Genomic DNA, 22252 nt, shown 5'->3' with positions numbered 1-22252 from the left:
CGTCCGTCCTCAAACCGGCATCTGCATGATGTCTTGATACGCCTGGACCAGCTTGTTGCGTACCTGGGTGAGTGCCTGCATGGAGACGCTGGCTTTTTGCGAGGCGACCATTACATCGGTCAGGTCGACGCCGGTCTTGCCAATTTCGAAGGCGTTGGCCAGTTGGGTGGAAGCCTGCTGCGTCTCATGCACCTTGCCGATGGCCTGGCCGAGCATGTCGGCAAAGCTGCTCTGGCCCGGGGCCAGTTCGGGGGCAGCGGACACCTTGGGCAGCGACATGGCATCAGCCTGCATCGCGCGCATGTCCAGCATCAGACGATTGAATTCAACACCTTGGCTCATGACCTTCTCTCTCCGGCGGCCGCATTTTTTTGACACTCATGCGGCGGATAGCTCGTGTAAAGCAACAAAGGTGCCAGCCTTGCCACCCTGTCCATTTGGTTTAGCGCGATCCCTGCAAAGCAGGCTTGGTGATGTTTGCTGTGGAGCTGAAATCCAGGGGCTGCTTCGCAGCCCATCGCAGGCAAGCCAGCTCCTACAGAAAAACCCATAACCTGTTGATTTAGCGGGTGCCTGTGGGTGCGATGCATCAGCCGAAGAGGCTGGCCTCGACGTCGAACCCGGCATCGCGCATCTGCGCCAGCTTGTAACGCAGGGTGCGTGGGCTGATGCCCAGGCGCTCGGCGGCTTCCTTGCGGCGGCCGCGTTCGGCGCGCAAGGTGTCGATGATGGTCTGGTACTCATGGCGGCGCAGGTCATCGCCCAGGCCACTGGCTTCGGCAACCACGGCTGCCACTGACGGCGCCGCGCCGGCCGACAATGGAATGGCGCCCGCCAGACAGAAATCCGCCGCTTCGATCACCCCGCCCTGCTGCAGGATCAAGGCGCGCTGTAAGGCGTTGTCCAGTTCGCGCACGTTGCCGGGCCAGGCATGCGCCTGCAGGCAGGCCCGCGCATCGGCAGACAGGCGCACGGGTGCGTGCTTCATCTTGCTGACATGACGTGCCAGCAAACGCTCGGCCAGCGGCAGGATATCGCCCTTGCGCTCGCGCAGCGCACACCAGGCCAGGGGGAACACCGACAGCCGGTAATACAAGTCTTCACGGAAGCGGCCAGCCGCCACTTCGCCTGCCAGGTCGCGGTTGGTGGTAGCCAGCACGCGGATGTCCAGGCTGATCGGCTTACGCCCACCTACCCGCTCCACCTCGCGTTCCTGCAGCACCCGCAACAGCTTGGCCTGCAAGGCCAGCGGCATCTCGGAAATCTCGTCGAGCAGCAAGGTGCCACCCTCCGCCTGCTCGAACTTGCCGGCCTGCGCCGCGATGGCGCCGGTGAAGGCGCCTTTCTCGTGGCCGAACAGCGTGGCCTCGAGCATGTTGTCAGGGATGGCCGCGCAGTTGATCGCCACAAAGGGCTCGGCCGCCCGCGGGGACTGCTGGTGAATGTAGCGCGCCAGCACTTCCTTGCCGGTACCCGACTCGCCAGAGATCAACACGGTCGAGTCACTGCGCGCTACCCGCGCAGCCAGTTCGAGCAACTGCCGGCTGGCAGGCTCGCAGGCCACTGGCCCTTCTTCTTCCGCTGCACTGACACGGCCTGCGGCGTGGCGCTCCACCAGGCTCAACAGCGCCTTGGGCTCGAAGGGCTTGACCAGGTAATCGGCAGCGCCTTGGCGCATCGCCTCCACGGCACGCTCGACTGCGGCATGCGCCGTCATCAGCAGTACCGGCAGTTGCGGCTGCTGGCGACGCAATTGCGCCAGCAGCTGATGCCCATCCATGCCGGGCATGTTCACGTCGCTGACCACCAGGCTGAACGCCTCGGCCAGCACCGCCTCCAGCGCCTCTTCGGCACTGCCCACGGCCCGGTAGTCGAAGCCGCCGATTTCCAGGGTGTCGCCAAGCGCCTGGCGCAATACGCGGTCATCCTCGACCAGCAGCACCTTGATCGCCATCAGCCCGCCTCCGCCAGTTGCCCATCGATCAGCGGCAGCTCGACCCGCACGCAGGTGCCGCGCCCAACCTTCGAACGCAGGCTAAGGGTGCCCTGATGCGCTCGCACCACAGCCTTGACCACGGCCAGGCCTAGCCCGGTGCCGGTGGCCTTGGTGGTCAAGAACGGCTCGCCCAGGCGGCCCAGCAAATCGGCGTCGATACCGCTGCCGGCATCACTCACGCACAGGCACAACACCTGCTCACGACGGAACACGTGCACCTTGAGCCGGGCCGGTTCTTCGCTGGCTTGCAGGGCGTTCTCAATCAGGTTGAGCAAGGCGCCAACCAGGGTGTCGCGGTTGCACAGCAGCTCGCCCAGGTGGCTGTCGCACTGCCAGCGCACGGCATGCCCTTGCACGTGCGACTGCGCCGCCTGCTGCAGGGCCTGGAACAATGCTTTCGGGGTCACACGATCACCCAGCGGCAGCTCGCCGCGGGCGAACACCAGCATGTCGCGCACCTGGTGCTCCAGCTCGTGCAGGCGTTCCTTCAAGGTACCGGCGAAGCGCTGGCGGGTTTCGGCGCTCAGGTCTTGCTCGCTGTCGGCCAGGTGGCTGGCGTAGAGCATGGCCGCCGACAGTGGCGTGCGAATCTGATGGGCCAACGAGGCGACCATGCGTCCCAGCGACGACAAGCGCTCATGGCGCGCCAACTGGTCTTGCAGGCGACGGGTTTCAGTCAGGTCGTTGAGCAGCACCAGTTGGCCGGGCTCGGCATCCAGCGAGCGGGTGGCGATGGACAGGCGGCGGCCGTCGCGCAGCGACACTTCATGGCCGTCATCCTTGCGCGGGGCAAAGCTGCGGGCAATGACCTGGCGCCACAGCTCACCGATCAGCGGCTCGCCGAGCAGTTCGCAGGCGGCGGGGTTGGCTTCGCGCACCCTGCCCTGGCCGTCGATCACGATCACCCCACCCGGCAACAAGTCCAGCAGGTTCTGCAGGCGGTTGGCCAGGCGTTCCTTTTCATTCAGTTCGTCCATGCGCTGGGCGCTGACCACGGCCAGTTCGCCCTTGAGCTCGCTGACGCGGGCTTCGAGCAGGCTGTAGGATTGGCTTAGCTGGCTGGAGACCTGATTGAACAAGGCGAAAGCCTGCTCGACACCCTGTCGGCTTTCCTGCTCGACCGGGGTATGCCCCTGCAGATCGGGGGCTCGGGAAACGTGGGCGGCCTGGGGCATCGTGCTCTCTCGCGTGGCTGACCGTCATAAAAACGGTGTGGTGCCAGCGGTGTAGCAATAGCCGTGCCGAAGATGGGGTTTTACCAAACTGCGATGCGTATTGTGCAACCCGTGTAGGAGCAGCCTTGTGCTGCGAAGAGGCCGGTGCATGCACAGAGCCTTTCTGTGCTGCCACCGGCCTCTTCGCAGCACAAGGCTGCTCCTACACGGGTTTACCGACTGCCTGAAACAGGCGCAAAGGGGGTCAATCCTCCGCCTGTTCCTCGCCACCCTGACGGCTCATGCCGTACTTGCGCATCTTCTCGACCAGCGTGGTACGGCGGATACGCAAACGTTCAGCCGCGCGCGCAACGATACCGTTGGCATCGTCCAGCGCCTGCTGGATCAGGCCCTGCTCCAGGCTGCCCAGGTAGTCCTTGAGGTCAAGGCCTTCGGGCGGCAGCATCGCGGGGTTGGCGAAGTTCGGTGCATGGCCGTTGATGGCCACGCGCTCTTCGAGATCACTGCGCAGGTGGTCGACCATCTGCTCGTCTTCATCATCGACGTAGCGGAATTTTTTCGGCAGTTCGGACACGCCGATCACCCCGTACGGGTGCATGATCGCCATGCGCTCGACCAGGTTGGCCAGCTCGCGCACGTTGCCCGGCCAGCCATGCCGGCACAGCGACATGATCGAGGCCGAGTTGAACCGGATCGAACCGCGCTTCTCGTGCTCCATGCGCGAGATCAGCTCGTTCATCAGCAACGGGATGTCTTCCACCCGCTCACGCAGGGGCGCCATCTCGATGGGGAAGACGTTCAGGCGGTAGTACAGGTCTTCGCGGAACGTCCCATCCTCGATCATGCTTTCGAGGTTTTTGTGGGTCGCGGCGATAATGCGCACGTCGATGCTTTGGGTTTTGTTGCTGCCCACCCGCTCGAAGGTGCGCTCCTGCAACACGCGCAGCAGCTTGACCTGCATCGGCAGCGGCATGTCGCCGATCTCGTCAAGGAACAGGGTGCCGCCGTTGGCCAGCTCGAAACGCCCGGCACGGCTGGTGATGGCACCGGTAAAGGCGCCCTTCTCGTGGCCGAACAGTTCGCTTTCCAGCAGCTCGGCCGGGATCGCCCCGCAGTTGACCGGCACGAACGGCGCATCGCGGCGCTTGGAGTGGTAGTGCAGGTTGCGCGCCACCACCTCTTTGCCGGTGCCCGACTCGCCGAGGATCAACACGCTGGCATCGGTGTCCGCCACTTGCTGCATCATCTGCCGCACATGCTGGATGGCGCGGCTGGTGCCGACCAGGCTGCGGAACAGGTTCGGCTCGCGCTGGCGCCCGCGCTCGCGTGCCTGGTCGTACATCTCGCGATAGACCTGGGCACGGTGCAGCGAATCGAGCAACTGGCTGTAGCTCGGCGGCATTTCGAGGTTGGAGAGGACTCGACGGCGAAGCTCTTCCGGCAACTCTGCAGAAGAAATTTCACCTAAAAGCAGCACCGGAAGGAACTCATCCCACCCGGCCACTGTCTTAACGAGCCCAAGGAGATTGCCCGGAGCATTCACGGCACCGACAAGCACGCACAGCACTTCCCGACTCGAAGACAACGACTCCACCGCCTGCTGCCAGTCCTGGCTCGAGCACGCGAGGTTTTCTTCGCCTAGAAAATTCAGGACCACCGCCAGATCGCGGCGGCGGGCGCTGTCGTCATCGATCAGAAGAATCTTGGTTTCACGCCACATGCAATAGCAACTTCCCTAGTCATATCGGCGCCCTGTGGGGCGTGCTCGACATCATTCCGACTGAATGGTCAGTGTTCGGACGTCTGAAATTCGAAAACAGCCACTAGTAAAGTCAAAAACTTAGAAGCAGTCAAATTTATGGCGCCGAGCTTTGCGTTCTGCTCAGCGTCAGCTGAACAGATGGTATACCTTTGTGGCCTGTTTCGCTTGATTGATATTGGTCATTTGCTGGACTAAAGATTGACGTTCGTCACTTGCAACGTCGATTAGTTGGCGATAAACGTCCATCAGCGCTTCGAGGTTCACCCGAACCGCCGCCTCATCCTCCACCGCCCCTTGCAGCAATTCGTCCATCTGCGCCCTGCAGGCCAGGTCGAGCTCGCCGATGGCGGCCCAGTCGCGCGCTTGCAGTGCCTCGTTCAGGGCCTGACGGGTGTCTTCGATTCGCTGCAACGCGTTCATGTGGCCTCCTGGCGTGTCACTGCTCGGCTGTGGCGATGGCATCCCAACCGCTTTTGACGGTGATCATCAGCTGGGCGACTTCGTCGATGATGGCGGGGTCGCTGTCCAGGTTGGCCTGGATCAGACGGGTGGCCATGTAGGCATACAGGCTGTCGAGACGGTCCAGCTCATCTGGGTTGTCGGTCTTGTCCTTGTCCAGCCCTTCACGCAGGCCACCGATGATGTCGATCGCCTTGCCCAGCATCACACCCTTCTGCGCCACGTCGCCGCGGCTGATCGCGCCCTTGGCCTGGGCCATACGGTCCAGCGAACCTTCCATCAGCATCTGCACCAGGCGGTGCGGGGTCGCTTCGGAGATCTGGGCGTGGGAATTGACCTTCTGGTACTGGCGAAGGGCTCTCATCGGGTGCATGGGGGATCCTCAGTGAACGGGGCAGAACAGTGGCCGTATACCTAGGTAATCGGCCCTGAGCTGGATTTCTTTAGGCTATTAGGAGTCGCTGTTGGCCTTGTTCAGCGCGTTCAGCGTGGTCATTACGCTGTCGCTGGTCGCCTTGAGCTTGGCCACCAAGGTGTCCATGGCGTTGTACTTCTTGGTCAGGGTGTCGGTCAGCGACTCGATACGGCGATCAAGCGCGGTCTGCGACTCTTCCAACTGCTTGAGCTGGGTGGTCAGGCTCGCCTGGCGCGACGCGAGGATACCCCCTGTCTTGGCGTATTCTTCAGTGGCCGCGGTCATGCGACTGAGCAGGCCTTCCTTACCGATGAACAGGCCACTGATGTCAGCGCCCATCGTTTTGACTGCGGCATCCCACTTGTCGTTGTTGAGCTCAAGCAACCCCGTCTTCTGTACGGTATTGATGCCTAGCTGCGACAGCGTACGCAGGCCACCGGTACCCACACTGCGGGTGAGCTCGCTACGGATCGAGCTGACCAGCGAACGCATGGTCGCATCCCCTGTCAGCGATGCACCCGAGGCGCTGCTGTCGTCGGCGCCCGTGGTGACCTTGGTCTGCGCATTGATGGTCGTCATCAAGGCGTTATAAGCGGTCACGAAGGACTGCACCGAGGTTTTCAGGGTGTCGTTGTTGCTCGCCACCACAAGGCTCGACTTACCTTCTTTGACCAGGGTGATGTCCACGCCACTGACCGCACCGGTCACGGTGTTGGAAGCCGATTCCAGCTCGAGGCCGTCGAGCTTGTACTTGGCATTCTGCGGCTCTGCAATGGTCGTCACACCGGTGGCCATGTCGGCGGTGCCACCCAAGGTCAGCTCGGTGCCATCACCCATTTTGGTCGACGAGAAGATCAGTCGCGAACCACTGGCGTCAGTGACGATGTTGGCTGTGATGCCCTTGGATTGCAGTTGATCGTTGATCGAGTCGCGCGCCTGCTGCAGCGTTGCACCCGCAGCGATGGACACGTTGTGCGTGGCATTGCCCTGGCTAATGGTCAGGGTTTGCGACTCGCCCGAATCGTTGATGATGGTCGAGGTGTTCTTGTAAACCTGAGTCGAAATCTTGGATGCCGTTGCCAGCTGCGTCACTTCAAGCGAGTACGTGCCCGACGACGCGCCATCACCCAATTTGATCTTGGCGATAGCTTCGTCAGACGACGAGCCAGACAAACCATTGAAGCTCGCTGCGGTATTAAGCTTGACCAGCGCCGCGCGGTACGTTTCCAGCGCACTTTTGATCGTACCGATGGCCGACAAGGTGGTGGTGGCGGTGGCGGTCTGATTATTGATCTGGGTTTGCTTGGGGGCTTTTTCTGCACCCGCCAACGCCGCAACAAGCTCGTCGATCTTTAGACCCGAACCCAGTCCGGTAATAGTAGAACTCGCCATCTTCACACTCCTTATCGGTGACCGTCGGAAATCCGACGAAAACGCGTCCGTGCGGCTTTACAACAAAAGCCGTGCCAACTCATGCCTGGGTATCAAACAACAGGCTGTTGGCATCCTTCAGGTTTTCCGCCAGTTTCAGTGCCACTTCGGAGGGCAACTGACGGATGACTTCGCCGCTCTGGCGGGCGATGACCTTGACGACCACCTGGCCGGTGGAGTCATCGATCGAAAAATCGAGTTGTCGCTCTGAAGCCTTGACGAAGTCCTGGATCGCATTGACTGCGGTCTCCAGGGTTTCTCGGGCTACAGGCTGGGATTCTTGCTTGGCAGGCTCGTTGGCCGCCAGCTCGTTCTCTTGCCGCTTGCTCGCTGTTGCTTCGGGAGCAGCGGAGGCGGGATAGGACAGGCCCAGTTTCACGCTCATATCCATTTCTGGCACCTCTTGTTCTCGGAAAGACGAAAGGGTACGTCACCGTACCCTTCGTCAAACTACTTAGCGATCAGGATCAGCCCAGCAGTTTCAGTACCGACGACGGCAGCTGGTTAGCCTGGGACAGGATCGCGGTGGAAGCCTGTTGCAGGGTTTGCTGCTTGGTCAGCTCGGCGGTTTCCGAAGCGAAGTCGGCGTCCTGCACACGGCTGCGGGCAGCGGTGGAGTTTTCCGAGATGCTGTTCAGGTTGGCAACGGTGCTGTCGAAGCGGTTTTGCACAGCACCCAGCTGAGCGCGCTGGCTGTCGATCTGAGCGATAGCGGCATCCAGAGCCTGGATGGCTTTCTGCGAATCGGCAGCAGTGGTGATGCTCAGGTTGGAAACGGTGGTTTCCTGGGTGATGGCAGTGGTGCTGTTGGTGGTAGCCAGGCCCAGAGCGGCCAGACCGGTACCTTGGCTGCCGTCGGCAACAGTGATGTTCTCTTTCGAGAACAGCTTCAGGGTGTTGTCGGCGTTCTTGCTGGCGGTGACGCCGGTGCTCGCGGTGTTGATCGCCGAGATGATGCCGTCCAGGGTATCGCCCTTGGTGAACTTGACTTCAGTGCCGTTCAGGGAGATCGAGGTGTCAGCAGTCAGCTTGGCTTCGGTGGTGCCAGCAGCCAGGCCGATTTTAGCCAGGGCGCCTTGGCCAGCGGCACCAGTGCCATTGGTCAGGTTGATGGCTTTGCCATCAGCGGAGCTCAGTTGCAGACGGCCTTCGGAGCTCAGGGTTGCGCTGACGCCGGTGTTGGTGGTTTCAGCGTTGATGGCAGCCAGGACATCAGACATTTGCTCGCCAGCGGCTGCGCCGACCGGAACACCGTTGATGTTGAAGGAGATATCAGCAGCGAAGCCAGCCGATGGAGTAACAGTTGCTGCCGCAGCGAAGCCGCCGGTGGCACCTGGGGTGGCACTACCCACTGCAGTTGCAGTGAAGGTAGAGGCAGAGCTCATTACGATCTTGCCAGTACCATCATCAGCAGCACTTACGCCAGTGCTGGCGGTTTGAGCATTGATTTTGCCGATTACACTGGCAGTGTCATCGTTCTCGTCCAAGGTGATCGGGCTAGCAGCACCGTTAAGCGTCAGGGCTACAGTTTCACCAGTTGCTGGCGCAGCGAAGGTTACCGCTGCAGCAGAGTAGCGAGTAGCGGCCGGGGCAACAGCACCAGTAACGACTGCGGACAGGTCAGTAGCAACGCCATCAGTCTTAGCTTCGCTGAACGAGCCTTTCAGGCCAGTCGAGCTGATGTCGGTCATGCCGAACGAGATGGTTTCGTTGGCGCTGGAACCGATCTGGAAGCTGACGTTCTGGAACGAACCGTCGAGGACTTTACGGCCACCGAAGGTGGTGGTGTTGGCGATACGGGTCAGTTCGCCCGACAGCGCGGTGAATTCTTGTTGCAGGGAAGTACGATCGTCATCGCTGTTCGAGCCGTTGGCGGACTGCAGGGACAGTTCGCGCATACGCTGCAGGATGCTGGTCGATTCTTGCATCGCGCCTTCAGCGGTCTGGGCGATGGAGATGCCGTCGTTGGCGTTTTTCACGGCAACGCTCAGGCCTTTGATTTGGCTGGTCAGACGGTTGCCGATCTGCAGGCCGGCGGCGTCGTCTTTGGCGCTGTTGATTTTCAGGCCGGAAGACAGGCGGGACATCGAAGTACCCAGCGCGTCGGAAGCACGGTTCAGGTTCTTCTGAACGCCCAAGGAGGTGATGTTAGTGTTAACGGTCAAAGCCATGACGAATTCCTCGTTGAATGGATACAGCGGCTTCCGGCCCTGGCAACCGCCGGGTGTGGCCTAGAGAACCTTCGTAATGGTTATCGTCGGGTGCGCGGGTTGCTTGAGGGGTTTTTCAAAAAAAAAATGGTGGCACGCTGCCAGCCCAGTGAAATCAGGGGGTTATGAATTTTTTTTGGCGTCAAATTGTTGTGGGAGCGGGCTTGCCCCGCGAAACAGGCAACGCGGTGGATGGCACCGGCTTTGCCGGTGTTCGCGGGGCAAGCCCGCTCCCACAAGGGGAGAGTTGTGGCAGCTGAGGCCTGTGTAGTAGGCACAAAAAAAGCGCCGGGCGGTGGCCGCCGGGCGCTTTTTTTGAGGCTGCTGAGGGTCAGTCGCGATAGAGAATCGCCGAGCCCCACGACAGGCCCACACCGAACCCGCTGATCGCCACACGCTTCCAGTTACCATCGAGCATGTGCTTCTGCAGCAGCAGCGGCACGCTGGACGACACGGTATTGCCGGTCTCGAGCATGTCCTTGACGAACTTCTCCGGGTTTTCTTCCTCGAAGCGGCGCGCCACGGCATCGACAATCGCCGCACTGCCCTGATGAATGCAGAAGGCGTCGATATCCTTCGAGGTCAGCCCGCTGGCGTCGAGCAGCTCATGCAGGTGCGCCGGTACTTTGATCAGGGCAAAGTTGAACACCTGGCGGCCGTTCATGAAGAACTTGCCGTCGTTGACCTTCAGGTGCTCCGCGCCAGAACCGTCGGTGCCAAAACGCGCCTGGCCCAGGTTCCACACTGCGTTTTCGCCCATCCAGGTGGCCGTGGCGGCATCACCGAACAGCATGGTGGTGTTGCGGTCTTCGGGGTCGACGATTTTCGAGTACGGGTCGGCAGTGATCAGCAGGCCATTCTTCAGCCCTGCCGCTTCCATGAAGCCCTTGATCGCATACAGGCCATACACATAACCCGAGCAGCCCAGCGACACGTCGAACGCCGCCACGCGGGTCGACAGGCCGAGCTTGCTCTGGACGATGGCGGCCGTGTGCGGCAGGCCTTCTTCGTCACCGTTCTGGGTGACCACGATCAACGCATCGATCGATTGCGGATCAAGGTCAGGGTTGGCGGCGAACAGGGCCTTGGCCGCTTCGACGCACAGGTCCGAGGTTTCTTGGTCTTCGGCCTTGCGCGGCAGGAAGGACGCGCCGATCTTGCCGAACATGAACTCTTCGTCCTTGCCGAACTTCGCACCCTGGACGTAGTTGTCCAGGCCAGCGGTGGGCACGTAACTCGCGATGCTTTTGATGCCAATCATTCTGGCTTCCCAATGAAAACAGCCAAAGACCACCACTCGATGAATTGAGGGCGCCAAATACCGGAGCGTCACCCCACAGGGGGCAAGCAAGGCCTGGCAGCCTCGCTCGAATGCAAACCGGTAACAAAATGCTGCAACAGCTGCTGCATAGAATACAGGGAAGATGACCGTTTTGACTCATTGGTCACATTGAAATGCTACGAAAGCCTGGCGGGGGGTGTGGAGACTGGAGGGTTTTGCGGGGGGATTGAGGGATTTGGGGGCACTTTGCGCCCCCAAAATCTCACAGCAAGATCAAAGCTTGTTGAACAGGCTCAACTGCGAAATCCGCGCAAACGCCAGCTGCGAGGCCTCGAGCATCGCCTGTTGCAGGGTCAGCTGGATGGTCGCCGACGCCATGTCGGTATCGCCAATGGCGCTCTGGGTGGTCTTGTTGGCCAGACCCAGGCTGATGTTCTCCTGCTCCTGGATCTCCAGCGAGTTACCCCGCGCACCAATCGAACCGCGAGTAATGTCAATACGCTCACGAGCACTGGCCAGGTTGGAGATCGCCGAGTCGGTGGCCGTTTTGAGAGCTGCCTGCGCCTCCGGGCTGTCGACCGGCTTGCCCAGCGCCGTGCGCAGTTGGCCGAGGCTGTCGAGCACGTTCTGCGTGCGGTGCGTGTTGGCCGTCACCGCGAACTGGTCACCTTCGCCAGGCGCACTGTCGAGCTGGAAGGTCACGCCCGCCACCGTAACCGCATTACCCGCCCCGACCGTGCCCGAGGCCACCGGCTTGCTGTCGGCACTGTACGGCTGCGCATACAGCGAATACTCGGTCGCACTGGTGAACTTGATCACCGCGCCATTGCTGGGGAAGGTGCTGCGATAGACGTCGGCATCGGTGATGCTGCTGCCGGTAACCTGCGCGGTCGATGGGTTACCCGCACTGCGCGTGGCATTCAGGGTGTCGGGCTTGGCTTCGAGGGTGAACACATGGCCCGCCACCGCCGCGTCGGCATCGTCACCTTCCTGCAGGTTCAGGTTGATCTCGAAATCGACACCGCGCAGCGAAATCATCTTGCCGCCTTCGGTGTTGACGTCGAACTTGCCGTTGCTCGCAGTTTCGCTGGTGATGTCCTTGCCGGTGGCATCCTTGACGCTGTACTCGGTGGCACTGGTGAAGGTGATGGTGTACGGCTGGCCGCCGGCGAACTGGTTGTTGTAGGTGTTCGCCGAGGTCATCAGGCCACCGGACAACAGCACCTTGCCATCGTCCGGGGTCGGCGCCTGCAGGCTCGACTGCGTACGGCTGTTGTTGGTCGCCTGGTCGAAGATGCTGAAACCGCTGTCGTTGGTCGCCAGGCTCAAGGTATCGGAGACCTGCAGGCTGAGCTGGGTCTGGTCACCCTGGTAGCTGTAGGTACCGTCGCTATTGCGCACGTAGGGCGGCGTTGACGACTTGGAGCCACCGAACATGTAGTCGCCATTGGCGTCACGGGAATTGAGCAGGCCGAAGACGTTCGCCTCGATCTCTTTGATCTCGCTGGCGATCGATGCGCGGTCGGCATCGCTCTTGCCACCGTTACCCGCCTCCAGTGCCAGCTCGCTGGCACGCTGCAGGGCATCGTTGATGGTCGAGAGCACGCTCTCTTCCTGCAGCAGGGCATTCTTGACCGTGGTCATGTTGCCGTTGTACTGGTCCAGCAGCGCGCTCTGCTGCTGCAGCAACAGCAGGCGCGCGGCACCGACCGGGTCATCGCCCGCCGTCTGGATACGCGACTTGGAAGTGATCTGCTCGGTGGTCTTGGCCGTGTCCGAGAAGTTCTTCGAGTAGGTGTTGGCGCTGGTCTCATAAAACTGAGCAGTAGAAATACGCACGGCCAGCACTCCTTAAAGGGCGTTGATCAAGGTCGAAAAGGTTTCTTGCGCCGCCTTGATGATCTGCGACGACGCGGTGTAGTAATGCTGGAACTTCACCAGGCTGGCCGCCTCGTCATCGAGGTTGACCCCCGACACCGCACTGCGGCTTTCGGCGGCGGACTTGAACACGGCCTGGGTCGCGGTGGTGTCGATGGCGGCCTGGCTGGCCTTGGCCCCCACGCGCTCGACCAGCGAGGCATAGGCCGAGGTGAAACTGGTGCCACCGCCAGAGCCGGTGGCCACGGTCGATTTGGTCTGCAGTTCCAGCAGCGAGGTAGCGTTGCGGTTGTCGGCCTTGCCGTCGGCATTGAACGACAGGGTAAAGCTGTCGTTGGCAGACGGGCTGCCGCCGATGGTGGTCTCGACATTGAAACTGCGCGGCTTGCCGTCGCCATCAAGGATCGGCTTGCCAGCGGCATCGAGCATTGGCACGGCGACGGACAATTTGTTGTCCTGGCCAGGCACCACGCTGCCGGTGCCGATCTGCGTGCCCTTGGCATCGAACAGCTTGTAGCCTTGGGAACCGCCGTTGGCGGCGTCGAACACCACGCGCACCGGCATCGAGTCGCGAATCGCCTGCTGTACCAGCGCTGTATCGGCACCGCCGTAGATATCCAGCGAATCGCCCAGCACTGGCTGGGTGATGGTGCCGGTGCCACCGTTGCCGCTGCCCGCCGTGGCGCTGATCGGCCCGGCAAAAGCCAGTTTGTTGGCATCGGTCATGATGGTCGAGATGTTGCCCGCCGCGGAACGGGTCGGGATCACCTTGAAGCTGTCCCCCGCGGCCAGGCCACCGCCCTTGAGCGCCAGGCTGAAGCCGTCGATCACCGGGGCCGGGTCGGCGCTCAGGTCGAAGCTGCCCATGTCGGTGCCATCGGAGCGGCGCACGCTGTACTGGTTGGCGCTGGTGAACTTCACTTCGTAATCGTATGTGGTCAGCGCGCCGCTGTCGGCAATGGTCACATCGAGGTTGCCGGACCCGGCACTGTTGCTCGACGAAGCCAGGCTGCGCTGGGCCAATGCACTGGCGCTGTTGATGCTGGAGAACAGCGCGCTGCCGAATTGGGCGTTGGCATCCAGGCCTTGGCCCAGCTGGCTGTTGATGCTGTCAGCAACCACCAGGGCCACGCGGCCGAGCTCGTTCATCGACGGCATCAGCACGTCCTGGCGGTAGCGCAGCAGGCCGCCGATCGTGCCACCGGTCACCACCGAGGTCACGTCGGAGCTGAACGACTCGTAGTTGACGCGCAGGCTGGCTTGGCTTTTGTCAGCCACACCTGGCTGCACCGACAAGGTGTTGGCCTTGACCCCGGTGACCAGTGACTGGCCACTGCCCAGGTAGACGTCGTAGTTGCCGTCGCGCTCCTGCACCGTGACCCCGACCAGCTCGTTGAGCTGGCGCACGGCTTCGCTGCGCGCATCCAGCAGGCTGTTAGGGGTATTGCCGGTGGCGGTGGCCGCGACGATCTGCTTGTTGTACTCGGCGATGTTACTGGTGAGCTTGTTCACCTGGCCTGCAAGCGTGCCGAGCTGAGAGTTGATCGTTTCGTTCTGCTGGGTCAGCTGAGTGCCCACCGCATTGAAGCGGTTGCTCAGGGTTTGCGCCTGGGTCAGCAGCAACTGCCGCGAAGCGACATCACCCGGCGTGGCCGAAGCGGTCTGCAACGCCGAGAAGAATGCGGTCAGCACCGAGCTGATGCCGGTATCACGGTCGGCCAGCAATTTGTCGACGCTGGTGATCTGGTCCTGAAACGCCAGCGAGTCGGCCTGCAGCGAGGTCGCGGTCTGCAACTGATTGTCCAGGTAGGCGCTGTAGATCCGGCGCACATCCGAAAGCGTGGTGCCCGTACCCAAAAAGCCCGCGCCCATATTGTGCGAAGGGCCCGCAACCTGAACCGCTTGCTGGCGCGAATAGCCACTGGTGGCGGCGTTGGCAATGTTGTTACTGGTAACCGACAGTGCCGCCTGGCTGGCACCCAGGCCACTCAGACCGATCGAAATCAGACTCGACATGTTTTAGTCCTTATAGATTCGTAGTTCTGCCAGCCATGGCGTATTGCGGGGTTGCTTGCATTTGCTGGGCGATGCTGATGATCTTCTTCGCATAGCCCGGGTCGGTCGCATAACCTGCTTTTTGCAGCTCTCTTGCAAACTGCTCAGGGTTATCGGCCGCGTCCAGCGCACCTTGATAGCGGGAATTGCCCTGTAACAGGTTCACCAGGTCATGGAAGCTGTCCTGGTAGGAATCGTACGAGCGGAACGCTGCGGTTTCCTTGACGAACTGGCCATCGCGGAACTCGCTGGTGATCGCCCTCGCCTGCTCGCCTTGCCAGTTGCCACTGGCCTTGATGCCGAACAAGTTGTGGCTGCTGCTGCCATCGGTGTTGCGCATGACCGACTTGCCCCAGCCCGTTTCCAGGGCCGCCTGTGCGACCAGGTAACGCGGGTCGATACCGATGCGCTTGGCGGCCTGCTCCGCCATCGGCAGCATGGTGGCGACAAAGGCGTCGCTGTCGGCGAAGGCCTTGTTCGGCGCCAGCGGCGGCTGGGCGACGGCACGCCCGACAATGCGCAGGCCGTTTTCCGGCACGGCAAAAGCCTTGGCCACTTGCTGGCCGTCACGGGCCGGCACGCTGGCGGTGTTGGTGGTCGCAGCCGACGGCACGATGCCTGCCAGCAGGCGGTCGGTGAGCTTGCTCGGCAAGGCCAGGCGCCGCGCATTGAGGGCCGCGACGTCATTGCGCGTTGCACTGGTCTGGGCGGCATGCGCGGGTTCGGCCACCTTGTTGCCCCACAGCGCCGGGCCACTGCCCTCGCTGCGCGGAAACGGGCTGGTGGCGCCAGCCGTGCTTTTGCTCTTGGTCAACTGGCGCACCAGTACGTCCTGCAGGCCAATACCGCCCCCCTCGCGGGACATGCTCACGGCCAGCTGCTGGTCATACATGTCGCGGTACTGCTTGACCGTCTCGGTGTTCATCGGGTTGTCGTCGGCCAGCACATCGCTGGCCTTGCGCGAGGCCTTGAGCATTTCGCTGATGAACAGCGACTCGAATTCCTGGGCCACCTTGCGCACGTTGGCTTCGCTGTCGCGGTCGCCGTGCTTGAGCGAACTCAGGCGGTTGAGGTCGGTGTAGGCGCCGCTGTCGGCACTGCCAGACACCAAGCTTTTGCTGTTCATGCGCGGCGTCCTCAGATCACGATCAGGTCGGCCTGCAAGGCGCCGGCCTGTTTCAGGGCTTCAAGGATCGCCATCAGGTCGCCGGGTGCCGCGCCGACCTGGTTCACCGCGCGGACGATTTCATCCAGCGTGGTGCCCGGGCCGAACTTGAACATCGGCTTGGCTTCCTGCTCGGCGTTGACTCGCGAACGCGGCACCACGGCGGTCTGGCCGTTGGAGAACGCGCCCGGCTGGCTGACGATCGGGTCTTCGGTAATGGTCACGGTCAGGCTGCCGTGGGTGACCGCCGCTGGCGACACCTTGACGTTCTGGCCGATGACGATGGTGCCGGTACGCGAGTTGATGATGACTTTCGCCACGGCCTGGCCTGGGTCGATATCGAGGTTTTCCAGAATCGACAGGTAGTCCACGCGCTGGCTCGGGTCCATCGGCGCACTGACGCGCACCGACCCGCCATCCACAGCCTGGGCAACACCTGGGCCGAGCAGTTCGTTGACCTTGTCGACGATACGCTTGGCCGTGGTGAAATCCGGGCGGTTAAGGTTCAGGGTCAGGCTGTTGCCCTGGTTGAACCCGCTCGGCACCGACCGCTCGACGCTGGCGCCGCCAGGAATACGCCCTGCCGACGGAACGTTGACGGTGATCTTCGAGCCGTCACGGCCTTCGGCATCGAAGCCGCCCACCACCAGGTTGCCCTGGGCGATGGCGTAGACGTTGCCATCGATACCTTTGAGCGGGGTCATCAGCAAGCTACCGCCGCGCAGGCTCTTGGAGTTACCGATCGAGGAGACGGTGATGTCCACCACCTGGCCCGGCTTGGCGAACGCCGGCAGGTCGGCATGCACCGACACCGCCGCGACGTTCTTCAGCTGCACGTTGCCGGAACCGGCCGGCACCTTGATGCCGAACTGCGACAGCATGTTGTTGAAGGTCTGCAGGGTGAACGGCGTCTGGGTGGTCTGGTCACCCGTGCCGTTGAGCCCCACCACCAGGCCATAGCCGATCAGCTGGTTGGAACGCACGCCAGAGATGCTGGCGATGTCCTTCAAGCGCTCGGCCTGGGCCGCGAAGGCGCAGGACATTAGCAGGGTTGCGGCAATCAGCTGCCTCACGTTGAACATGGTCATCTGTACTCAGAAAGGCCAAAGCGGGCTGATGAAGAAGCGGTCCAGCCACCCGGGCTGGCTGGCATCGGCAAACGAGCCGGTGCCCGAATAGGTGATGCGCGCATCGGCCACGCGGGTGGACGGCACGGTGTTGTCGGTGGCGATGTCATCGGCGCGGATCATGCCGGCAATGCGCACCAGCTCTTCACCGGTGTTCAGGGTCAGCCACTTCTCGCCGCGCACGGCGATGATGCCGTTGGGCAGCACTTCGGCCACGGTCACGGTGATCGAGCCGGTCAGGGTGTTGCCCTGGGTGGCCTTGCTGTCGCCCTTGGTAGCGCGCTCGCCGTTGTAACCGGCCTCCAGCGACAGGTCACCGCCGCCGAACGGGTTGTTGGTGTTGGGCGTGCTGCCGAACAGCGAGGTCAGGCCGATGTCGGCCTTGCTGTTCTTCTGGATCTGCGAACCTGCGTTCTTGCTGGCCGAGGTCTTCTCGTTAAGGGTGATGGTGATGATGTCACCGACCCGGAAGGCCTTGCGGTCGCTGTACAGGTTCTGTTCGAAACCGGCCTGGTAGATCGAACCGTTGTTGGCCGCCGCCGGCAACGGGGTGCGCGGCAACACCGGCGCATAGTACGGGTCGTTGGGCTTGGGCGTCGGCCCGACGCAACCTGCCAACAACACCGCTCCCCCCAGGGCGAAGACGGACAACAGACGATTCATGACGCTTACCTCACGGTGTATCTGGGCTACGGGGCCGGGATCAGGGGCTTACAGCTGCTGGGTGACGAACGACAGCATCTGGTCGGCGGTGGAGATGACTTTCGAGTTCATCTCGTAGGCACGCTGGGTGGTGATCATGTTCACCAGCTCTTCCACAGTGCTGACGTTGGAGTTTTCCAAGGTCTGCTGCAGGGTGGTGCCGAAGCCGTTCAGGCCTGGGGTGCCGACTTGCGGCGCGCCGCTGGCGGCGGTTTCCAGGAACAGGTTGTTGCCGATTGCCTGAAGGCCGGCAGGGTTGATGAAGTCGGCAGTCTGGAGATTGCCAATGACCTGAGCAGCCGGGTTACCGGCAGTGGTGATCGACACGGTACCGTCCTGGCCAACGGTGAACGTCTGTGCGTCATTCGGCACGACGATCGCAGGCTCCAACGCCAACCCATCGGCATTGACGATCTGGCCATCGGAATTCAGGTGAAAGGTGCCGTCACGGGTGTAGGAAACGGTGCCATCCGGCTGCAGAATCTGGAAGAAGCCACGCCCATTGACCGCCATGTCCAGCGGGTTTTCGGTGGTCTGCAGGCTGCCGGCGGTGAAGTTTTTCTGGGTGCCGACAATGCGCACACCGGTACCCACCTGCAGGCCCGAAGGCAGCTCGCTGTCTTGGGTCGACTGGGCGCCGGGTTGACGCTTGATCTGGTAGAGCAGGTCCTGGAATTCGGCGCGATCACGTTTGAAGCCGGTGGTCGAGACGTTGGCCAGGTTGTTGGAAATGACCGTCAGGTTGGTGTCCTGGGCGGACAGGCCGGTTTTAGCGACCCAAAGAGCCGGAAGCATGCTGTTCTCCTCGTGCGCCTGTTTTACGGCACCCGTTCAAATGTGATTAGCCGATTTGCAAAACCCGAGCCATGGCTTCGTCGCCTTCCTTGGCCGTGTTCATCATCTTGACGTGCAGTTCGAACTGACGGGACAACGCCAGCACCGAGGTCATTTCCTCGACGGCGTTGACGTTGCTGCCTTCCAGGAAGCCCGACACCACGCGCACGTTGACGTCGGCATCCGCCGGTTGGCCATTGGTGGTGTGGATCATGCCGTCCAGGCCCTTGGTCAGGCTTTTGATGTCGGGGTTGACCAGCTTGATGCGGTCGACCTCGGCCATCATGCGCGGGTCTTCGCCCATGGCGCGGATGCTGATGGTGCCGTCTTCACCCACTTCCACTTTTTGCTCGGGTGGAATGGCAATCGGGCCGCCGTTGCCGATCACCGGCATGCCGTTGCCGGCACGCAGCACGCCCAGGGCGTCGATGTTCAGGCTGCCGGTGCGCACGTAGGCTTCGCTGCCATCCGGTGCCTGTACAGCGATGAAACCTTTGCCGGTCACAGTCACGTCCAGCTCGCGGCCGGTCTCGACCATCGGGCCTTCGCTGAAGTCGGTGGCCGGGCGCTCGGTCATGGCAAAGGCGCGCGCCGGAAAGCTGTCGCCAAACACCGGCATCGAGCGCGCCTGCTCCAGGTCGCGCTGGAAGCCGTTGGTGGAAATGTTCGCCAGGTTGTTGGCATGGGCCTTCTGCGCCAGCGCGTTCTGGCTGGCGCCGGTCATGGCCACGTAAAGCATCTTGTCCACAGCATCTCCTATGCGCGTACCTGCCGCGCTGTCACTGAGCAGGGATAAGCAATAATCGAACCAGGTCCGCAAACCAATGAATTCAGGGGTTGCAGCGCGCCGAGAGGCAAAAACCGTCAGTTTGTCGGCGGATGTTTGCCGCGAGCGGCAAGGCAGCGTTCAGTACGCGCGGCAACCGGCGTTGTTGTAGGGGCCGGAAAAGCGCATCCAGCCTTCACCTGGGTTGGTGGCCGAGCACATGAAACGGCCGGTGGTCAGGCTTTGCCATTGGTAGAAGGGGGCGGGGGCGGCGGCGAGCAAGGGGGCCATGGCGAGGATGGGGAGAAGCGCTAGTAGCAGCAGCCTTTTCATGGGGGTAACCTTTGAAAAATCTGGGGCCGCTTTGCGGCCCATCGCCGGCAAGCCAGCGCCTACAGGTCACGCGATCCCTGTAGGAGCTGGCTTGCCGGCGATGGGCTGCAAAGCAGCCCCAATTACAGAAAACAACACACCACACTAACCACCATCAGCTCATCTGGATGATGGTCTGCATGATGGTGCTTTCAGTGGAAATGGTCTTGGCGTTTGCCTGGTAGTTGCTCTGCGCCTTGATCAGGTTGACCAGCTCGCCGGTCAGGTCGACGTTCGAGTCTTCCAGCGCGCCGCCGGTGATCTGCCCCAGCGTCCCGGTATCCGGTTGGCCGACAACAGGCACGCCCGATGTGTAGGACTCTTTCCAGGCAGTGCCGCCCACCGGCGTCAGGCCTTGGAGGTTGGCGAAGTTGACCAGCGCGACCTGGCCGATCACCTTGTTCTCACCGTTGGTGAAGTTGGCGAACATGTTGCCGCTGGCATCGATGCTCAGGCCAGACAACTCACCCGTCGCAAAGCCATCACCGCTCTTGGCGGTCGTGGCGGACGCGGCGTTGTATTGCGTGGTGGCGATCATGTCCAGCTTGACCCCAGAGGCATGCGCGTTGGCGCCGTTGGCGGCCCACACACCTGCAACTGTCTTCTGCGCCGGCACCCAGCCGTCCAAGTTGAAGGTCTTGTCGGCGTTGATGGTGAGCCCACCTGCCACTGCACCCTCGTTCATGAGCGCCGTGTCCAAGGTGCCGTCACTCTTGAACGGCAGCGTGTTTGCCAGCGGGGTGGTCGACGTCGGGTCGGCTGGGTTGCGGCCGTCGATGGTGGTGTACATGGTCCAGGAGTTAGTACCCGCATCCTTCATGAAGTACTGGTTCATCTGGTGCAGGTTGCCCTGGCTGTCATACACATCGGTGTTGAAGGTGTAGTTGTAGGTCTTGACGTTACCCGGGTCGAACGGCGACTCGGCCGGGGCGGTATCGCTGGACTTGAGGTTGAGCGTCTCAGTGATGCGCCCGGTAGGGTTGGGCGTCAGGTTGGACGTGTCGATCTTCAAGTCGGTCAGCGCGCCCGGGACGACATTGCCATTGCCATCAACCCCATAACCTTGCAGCTTGGCGCCCGACGAGCTGATGACATTGCCTTCCTTGTCGCTGTAGAACATGCCGGCACGGGTGTAGATCTTCGAGCCATTGTCATTCAAGGCGAAGAAGCCGTTGCCGTCGATCGCCATGTCCAGGGCTTGGCCGGTACCGTTGATGTTACCCGGCGTGAACATCTGCGACACCGAAGCGGTTCTCACGCCAGTGCCGACGACCGTCTTGCCGCCGCTGGTGCCGCGAATGGAGTTGGAGTACTGATCCGCGAACTCGGCGCGCGAGGCTTTGAAGCCGGTAGTGGCGACGTTGGCAATGTTGTTGCCAGTGACGTTCAGGGCCTTGTTTGCTGCATTGAGGCCGCTAAGGCCGGTATTGAAAGACATGTGCTACTCCTGTCGTTAGCTTAGGCCCTAGATGCCAATGGTTTGAACTTTGGACAGCGCGACGCTGCCCAGCCCGGCGAGGTTGAGCGTCATTTCGGCGCCGTTGGTACCCATGGTCACGCTGGTGACCGTGGCCGGCAGGTTGGTGGTCATGGCCGTGGACGTGCCATCGATGCTGGCGGTGGCCTTGAAGGTGTAGGTACCCGCCTCCAACGCCTCGCCGTCGTCGTCCAGGCCATCCCAGCTGAAGTCGGCCTTGCCGGCGGCCTTGGAGCCCAGGTCCAGGGTGCGCACCAGCTTGTCGTCTTTGTCATAAATGCCGACAGACGTGGCGGTACTCGACGAGGTCAGGTTGACCGACCCTTTCATCTCTTTGCTGGTGTCGACCAAGGCCTTGTCGGTCTGGACGATCACATTGCGCCCAACCAGCGACGAGGCCTGCAACGCCTGCGAAGACTGGAACGACCCGGCGATGTAGTTCACCGTGTCGTTCAGCGTCTGCATGCTTTCAAGGCTGCTGAACTGCGCCAGCTGCGCAACGAACTCGCCGTTTTCCTGCGGGTCGAGCGGGTTCTGGTTTTTCATCTGCGTTACCAGCAACTGCAGGAACGCATCCTTGCCCAGCGCACTGCCGGCAGCGCCGGTGCTGCTGTCGGTCTTGCTGGTCTGCTTTTGCAGCGAGGTCAGGTACGCGCTGCCGACGTCACTGGTGGAATTGGTCGTGGTCATGTCGGCTTCCTATCACTGACCCAAGGTCAAGACTTTCTGCATCATGCTTTTGGCGGTGTTCATCAGTTCGGCGTTGGTCTGGAACGCACGGCTGGCAGAGATCATGTCAGCCATCTCTTCAACCACGTTGACGTTCGGGTAGTAGACGTAGCCGTCCTTGTTCGCCGCTGGGTGGTTAGGCTCGTAGCGCGCCTCCAGATTGCTCTGGTCTTCGACGATGCCTTTGACCTGCACGCCCTGCCCCGCTTCGCCTTGGTCCTCGAACAGCGACTGGCTGGCGCCGCCCTGTGCGTTCTGGAAGGTGGTGGCGAACACCGGGTGGCGGGCGCGGTAGGTCTGGTCGATGCTCGACGACACGGTCTCGGCGTTGGCGATGTTCGAGGCCACGGTGTTGAGGCGGGTGTTCTGCGCGCTCATGCCGCTGCCGGCAATGTTGAAAACACTGGAAAGGGACAT

Annotated in this window: 21 protein-coding genes; all 21 read right to left on the bottom strand. The window is 61.9% G+C overall.

What is annotated here, in order from left to right; translation table 11 throughout:
• Nucleotides 1–9: 9 nt before the first annotated feature.
• Nucleotides 10–342, bottom strand: a complete 333-nt coding sequence (gene fliE, locus AC5PZ0_RS00445) for a flagellar hook-basal body complex protein FliE (protein WP_027593033.1) — start codon at nt 340–342, stop codon at nt 10–12.
• Between the two features lie 247 nt (nt 343–589).
• Nucleotides 590–1954 carry a sigma-54-dependent transcriptional regulator gene (locus AC5PZ0_RS00440; protein WP_027593034.1) on the bottom strand — a complete coding sequence of 455 codons (1365 nt, stop codon included), beginning with the start codon at nt 1952–1954 and terminating at the stop codon, nt 590–592.
• Complete coding sequence (locus AC5PZ0_RS00435; protein ID WP_274888752.1) at nt 1954–3171, bottom strand: sensor histidine kinase; 1218 nt, start codon at nt 3169–3171, stop codon at nt 1954–1956. The genes AC5PZ0_RS00440 and AC5PZ0_RS00435 overlap by 1 nt, the downstream gene beginning before the upstream one ends.
• 244 nt (nt 3172–3415) lie before the next feature.
• A complete protein-coding gene (fleQ, locus tag AC5PZ0_RS00430; protein WP_099428640.1) occupies nt 3416–4891 on the bottom strand; it encodes a transcriptional regulator FleQ in 1476 nt (491 codons plus the stop codon).
• Nucleotides 4892–5059: 168 nt separating this feature from the next.
• Nucleotides 5060–5353 (bottom strand): flagellar protein FliT, encoded by a 294-nt coding sequence (fliT, locus tag AC5PZ0_RS00425; protein WP_099428639.1) that lies wholly within the window; start codon nt 5351–5353, stop codon nt 5060–5062.
• A gap of 16 nt (nt 5354–5369) precedes the next feature.
• Complete coding sequence (gene fliS / locus AC5PZ0_RS00420; RefSeq protein ID WP_186703692.1) at nt 5370–5765, bottom strand: flagellar export chaperone FliS; 396 nt, start codon at nt 5763–5765, stop codon at nt 5370–5372.
• Between the two features lie 78 nt (nt 5766–5843).
• Nucleotides 5844–7199: a flagellar filament capping protein FliD gene (gene fliD / locus AC5PZ0_RS00415; protein WP_493854087.1), complete on the bottom strand. Its 1356-nt coding sequence runs from the start codon at nt 7197–7199 to the stop codon at nt 5844–5846.
• A 79-nt stretch (nt 7200–7278) separates the two neighbouring features.
• A complete protein-coding gene (locus tag AC5PZ0_RS00410) occupies nt 7279–7629 on the bottom strand; it encodes a flagellar protein FlaG (RefSeq protein ID WP_238215392.1) in 351 nt (116 codons plus the stop codon).
• Nucleotides 7630–7705: 76 nt separating this feature from the next.
• The gene (locus AC5PZ0_RS00405) at nt 7706–9409 is read right to left on the bottom strand and encodes a flagellin N-terminal helical domain-containing protein (RefSeq protein WP_265970336.1); all 1704 of its coding nucleotides are present in this window, start codon (nt 9407–9409) and stop codon (nt 7706–7708) included.
• A gap of 370 nt (nt 9410–9779) precedes the next feature.
• Complete coding sequence (locus AC5PZ0_RS00400) at nt 9780–10709, bottom strand: ketoacyl-ACP synthase III (protein WP_265970322.1); 930 nt, start codon at nt 10707–10709, stop codon at nt 9780–9782.
• Between the two features lie 294 nt (nt 10710–11003).
• Complete coding sequence (locus tag AC5PZ0_RS00395) at nt 11004–12569, bottom strand: flagellar hook-associated protein 3 (protein ID WP_493854086.1); 1566 nt, start codon at nt 12567–12569, stop codon at nt 11004–11006.
• Between the two features lie 12 nt (nt 12570–12581).
• Entirely contained in the window at nt 12582–14624 is a 2043-nt protein-coding gene (flgK, locus tag AC5PZ0_RS00390) for a flagellar hook-associated protein FlgK (RefSeq protein ID WP_493854085.1), read from the bottom strand.
• A 10-nt stretch (nt 14625–14634) separates the two neighbouring features.
• Nucleotides 14635–15789: a flagellar assembly peptidoglycan hydrolase FlgJ gene (gene flgJ, locus AC5PZ0_RS00385; protein WP_027593045.1), complete on the bottom strand. Its 1155-nt coding sequence runs from the start codon at nt 15787–15789 to the stop codon at nt 14635–14637.
• A gap of 11 nt (nt 15790–15800) precedes the next feature.
• Nucleotides 15801–16910, bottom strand: a complete 1110-nt coding sequence (locus tag AC5PZ0_RS00380) for a flagellar basal body P-ring protein FlgI (protein WP_454244228.1) — start codon at nt 16908–16910, stop codon at nt 15801–15803.
• A gap of 12 nt (nt 16911–16922) precedes the next feature.
• A complete protein-coding gene (flgH, locus tag AC5PZ0_RS00375; RefSeq protein WP_016488460.1) occupies nt 16923–17618 on the bottom strand; it encodes a flagellar basal body L-ring protein FlgH in 696 nt (231 codons plus the stop codon).
• A 48-nt stretch (nt 17619–17666) separates the two neighbouring features.
• The gene (gene flgG, locus AC5PZ0_RS00370) at nt 17667–18452 is read right to left on the bottom strand and encodes a flagellar basal-body rod protein FlgG (protein WP_027593047.1); all 786 of its coding nucleotides are present in this window, start codon (nt 18450–18452) and stop codon (nt 17667–17669) included.
• Nucleotides 18453–18498: 46 nt separating this feature from the next.
• The gene (locus tag AC5PZ0_RS00365) at nt 18499–19239 is read right to left on the bottom strand and encodes a flagellar basal body rod protein FlgF (RefSeq protein WP_186679627.1); all 741 of its coding nucleotides are present in this window, start codon (nt 19237–19239) and stop codon (nt 18499–18501) included.
• A 159-nt stretch (nt 19240–19398) separates the two neighbouring features.
• Nucleotides 19399–19590, bottom strand: a complete 192-nt coding sequence (locus tag AC5PZ0_RS00360) for a hypothetical protein (RefSeq protein WP_274888745.1) — start codon at nt 19588–19590, stop codon at nt 19399–19401.
• 154 nt (nt 19591–19744) lie between these two features.
• On the bottom strand, nt 19745–21067 hold the full coding sequence (gene flgE, locus AC5PZ0_RS00355) for a flagellar hook protein FlgE (RefSeq protein ID WP_099428633.1): 1323 nt from the start codon (nt 21065–21067) through the stop codon (nt 19745–19747).
• A 27-nt stretch (nt 21068–21094) separates the two neighbouring features.
• Entirely contained in the window at nt 21095–21796 is a 702-nt protein-coding gene (gene flgD / locus AC5PZ0_RS00350) for a flagellar hook assembly protein FlgD (RefSeq protein WP_493854084.1), read from the bottom strand.
• 12 nt (nt 21797–21808) lie between these two features.
• Nucleotides 21809–22252 (bottom strand): flagellar basal body rod protein FlgC, encoded by a 444-nt coding sequence (gene flgC, locus AC5PZ0_RS00345; protein WP_027593052.1) that lies wholly within the window; start codon nt 22250–22252, stop codon nt 21809–21811.

It is taken from the genome of Pseudomonas sp. 5.2, from assembly GCF_059025405.1.
The sequence above is the reverse complement of the archived record's forward strand: the minus strand, read 5'-3'. Positions and strand labels throughout refer to the sequence as shown.